This window comes from Anaerovibrio sp. (assembly GCF_045637405.1).
Classification (GTDB): domain Bacteria; phylum Bacillota; class Negativicutes; order Selenomonadales; family Selenomonadaceae; genus Anaerovibrio.
The window spans coordinates 1-3,322 of record NZ_JAZTZI010000146.1 but is presented as its reverse complement, the minus strand read 5'-3'; the positions used below and the strand labels follow the sequence as shown (position 1 = coordinate 3,322).

Genomic DNA, 3,322 nt, shown 5'->3' with positions numbered 1-3,322 from the left:
AACTTGCTGCCTTCAGTCTCTGCCCAATGTGGGAGATATGCAAGGTATACAATGATTGCGCCGAGAATACCACCGAGAATCTGAACGATGGAAGTAGCAGCGAACTGATCCCAAGTATAAACACCAGCCAAAGTCTTAGCGATAGTAACGGAAGGGTTGATATCTGCCTGAGGAGCACCGAGAGCAACGGAAGTATAAACACCCATTACTACTGCGAAACACCATCCAGTAGTTGTGCAGATCCAGCCGCCACCGCGACCATAGCACTTAGCCAAAGTCATGTTTGCATTAACACCGCAACCAAATACCATCAGTACCATAGTACCGACGAACTCGCCTAACAAATTATCCATTTTTACATCCCTCTTTCATTAAAATAAATATGAATGAATACTATAATCCATATCTGACACCGGCACCCCTTATGAGCCGGTGCCAGATAATGAATCCACACTTAATCAGCAATTAAGCTGAAACTTTGGAGTAAATATTACTCCTCATCCAGCCAATGCATGGAATGCTTAACAGCCTTCTGCCAGCCCTTGTAGAGCTTGTCAGCCTCAGCCTTATCCATTACAGGCTCGAAGCGAACATCAAGCTTCCAAGCGGACTTCAGGTCTTCCTTGTTTGCCCATACGCCTTCAGCAAGACCAGCGAGGTAAGCTGCACCAAGAGCAGTAGTCTCGATGATCTGAGGACGATCAACAGGAACACCAAGGATATCAGCCTGGAACTGCATCATCAGGTTGTTGGCAACAGCACCACCATCAACCTTCAGGGAAGCCAACTTAATGTTGGAATCAGCTTCCATAGCACCCAGTACATCCCTAGTCTGATAAGCCAGGGACTCAAGAGTTGCACGAACGATATGAGCCTTGGTAGTACCACGGGTAATACCGATAATCATACCACGAGCATTCTGATCCCAATATGGAGCACCAAGACCTACAAATGCAGGAACGAGGTATACACCAGCAGTGTCACGAACCTTCTTAGCAACCCACTCAGAATCTGGAGCGGAATCAACCATGCGAACGCCATCACGGAGCCACTGAATAGCGGAACCTGCTACGAAGATGGAGCCCTCAAGAGCATACTCAACCTTGCCATCAAGACCCCAAGCGATGGTAGTAACCAGGCCGTTCTTGGAATCATAAATATCAGTACCAGTGTTCATGAGCATGAAGCAGCCAGTACCATAGGTGTTCTTAGCCATACCAGGCTCGAAGCAGTTCTGGCCGAACAGTGCGGACTGCTGGTCACCTGCTGCACCGGATACAGGTACGGAAGCACCAAGGATGTTTGGCTCAGTGAAGCCATAACGGCAAGAGGAAGGCTTAACCTCTGGCAGCATCTTAGCTGGAACCTTGAGGTAAGACAGGAGCTGCTCATCCCACTTCAGCTCTTTGATGTTGTACATCAGAGTACGGGAAGCGTTGGAATAGTCAGTAACATGTACTTTGCCACCAGTTAACTTCCAAATTAACCAAGTGTCAATAGTACCGAAGAGTAAGTCGCCTGCTTCAGCACGGGCACGAGTACCCTCTACATGCTCGAGAATCCAAGTAATCTTGGTGCCAGAGAAATAAGCATCAATGGTCAAACCAGTCTTGTTCTTGAATTCCTCAGTCAGGCCCTGCTTCTTCAAATCTTCTGCAATACCAGCAGTCTGGCGGGACTGCCAAACGATTGCATTGTATACAGGACGGCCAGTATTCTTGTCCCATACAACAGTGGTCTCACGCTGATTAGTGATACCAATGGCAGAAATGTCGCTAGCGGACAGGCCACTCTCTTCCAGAGCTTCCTTCATAACAGTAGTCATTGTGCTCCAGATTTCATCAGCATCATGCTCAACCCAACCTGGCTGTGGGAAAATCTGAGTGAATTCCTTCTGGGAAACGCCTACAATTTTGGAGTTCTCATCAAAGATGATAGCTCTGTTACTAGTAGTACCTGCGTCTAACGCCATTACATACTTCTTTGCCATTTTAAAAATCCCCCTTAAAAATATAAAACTATTGCTGGATTCAATAAGGCCTCTCTCAAACCTCATGAACCATATATGAAATGATTCAGGCGGCAAGGGGACTCAGAAGAATCCCCTATTATTATCTCCCTAAATAATAACTGCCTAAACCTTTTCACCAAATTTAGTGACTTACTGCTCGTAAGCCTTTGCCAATACCTGAATTGGATGAGTTGTCTTAGCATTGGTGCCATGCTTAATCTGCTCACGGCAAGTACCGCAATCGCAAACAACCTTATGAGCACCACTTGCATTAATCTTGTCGAACAGCTCGGAGCCAATCTTCATGGAAGTCTCATAGTTTTCCTTGTGGAAACCATAAGAACCGGACATACCACAGCAGCCTGCATCAGCACTGTCGATATTTACTCCAATCTCCTTTAAGAGATCAACAGCTGGCATGCCCATACCCTGCGCACGCAGATGACATGGTGCATGATAAATGAACTTCTTGTCGGAAGAAACATGAACCTTCTTCAGCTCGCCCTTCTCTGCAAGAATAGTAAGGAACTCAAATGCATCGTAAACGTTCTTTGCAGCCTGAGCCATTTCCTCCTGAGCAAAGAGCTCAGTGTACTCTGCCTTCAGCATCAAGGAGCAGGAAGTGCAGCATGCAATTACTGGAATATTCTTTGCAGCATACTCATTGATAATTGCAACATTGTTGTCTGCATGGCTTCTTGCCTCATCCAGATAGCCGCCTACAACCAATGGGGAACCGCAGCACTTGAAGCGATCATCCATCAATACCTTGTAGCCATTAGCGTTCATAACCTTAACGAAAGCAACGCCAACCTCTGGATCATTTACGTCGATAAAGCAGCCAGGGAAGAACAGAACTTCCTTGGTTAGGCCCTCAGGCTGCTTGATTTCTTTATACAGCTCGCGGAAATACTTGGTAGCAAATCTTGGAGACTTACGCTGAGGTGCAATACCCATAGCACCCATCATGCCCATAGCTTCACCGATGGACATACCGAGGTTTGCGCAACTTCTACCAAATGGAATGCTCTTAAGCATATCAGCCATCTGGAAGTTGTGGCTCAGCATCTGGTCAGCCTGAGTGTGCTTTTCAGGATGAGCCTTGTAATACTTGCCGCGCTCCAGCATGTTAAGAGTTGCAACAGATACACCGTTAGGGCAAGTAATATCGCAGTTCTTACAGTTGGAACATAACTTTAAAGAATCCTCATAATCGCTCTGATCAGAGAAATGCATACGGTTATGGGCAGGACCTACGAGTTTTGGTCCTCTATAGTCTGGATTAGCCTTGGTAACTGGGCACACTGAAAT

3 protein-coding genes are annotated in these 3,322 nt (G+C 46.4%); all 3 read right to left on the bottom strand.

From position 1 onward, the window contains the following. Positions 1–353, bottom strand: a 353-nt coding sequence (locus tag ACKI5G_RS10190) for an MIP/aquaporin family protein (protein WP_407400050.1), incomplete at its 3' end; no start/stop codon positions are given. A 137-nt stretch (positions 354–490) separates the two neighbouring features. Further along, a complete protein-coding gene (glpK, locus tag ACKI5G_RS10185; protein WP_407400048.1) occupies positions 491–1,990 on the bottom strand; it encodes a glycerol kinase GlpK in 1,500 nt (499 codons plus the stop codon). Positions 1,991–2,161: 171 nt separating this feature from the next. After that, positions 2,162–3,322: anaerobic glycerol-3-phosphate dehydrogenase subunit C (locus tag ACKI5G_RS10180; RefSeq protein WP_407400046.1), on the bottom strand; the 1,161-nt coding region annotated here is incomplete at its 5' end.

What these genes read in the sequence shown, in the direction of transcription:
- glpK (WP_407400048.1), bottom strand. Translation starts at nt 1,990, where the DNA reads ATGGCAAAGAAGTATGTAATGGCGTTAGACGCAGGTACTACTAGTAAC.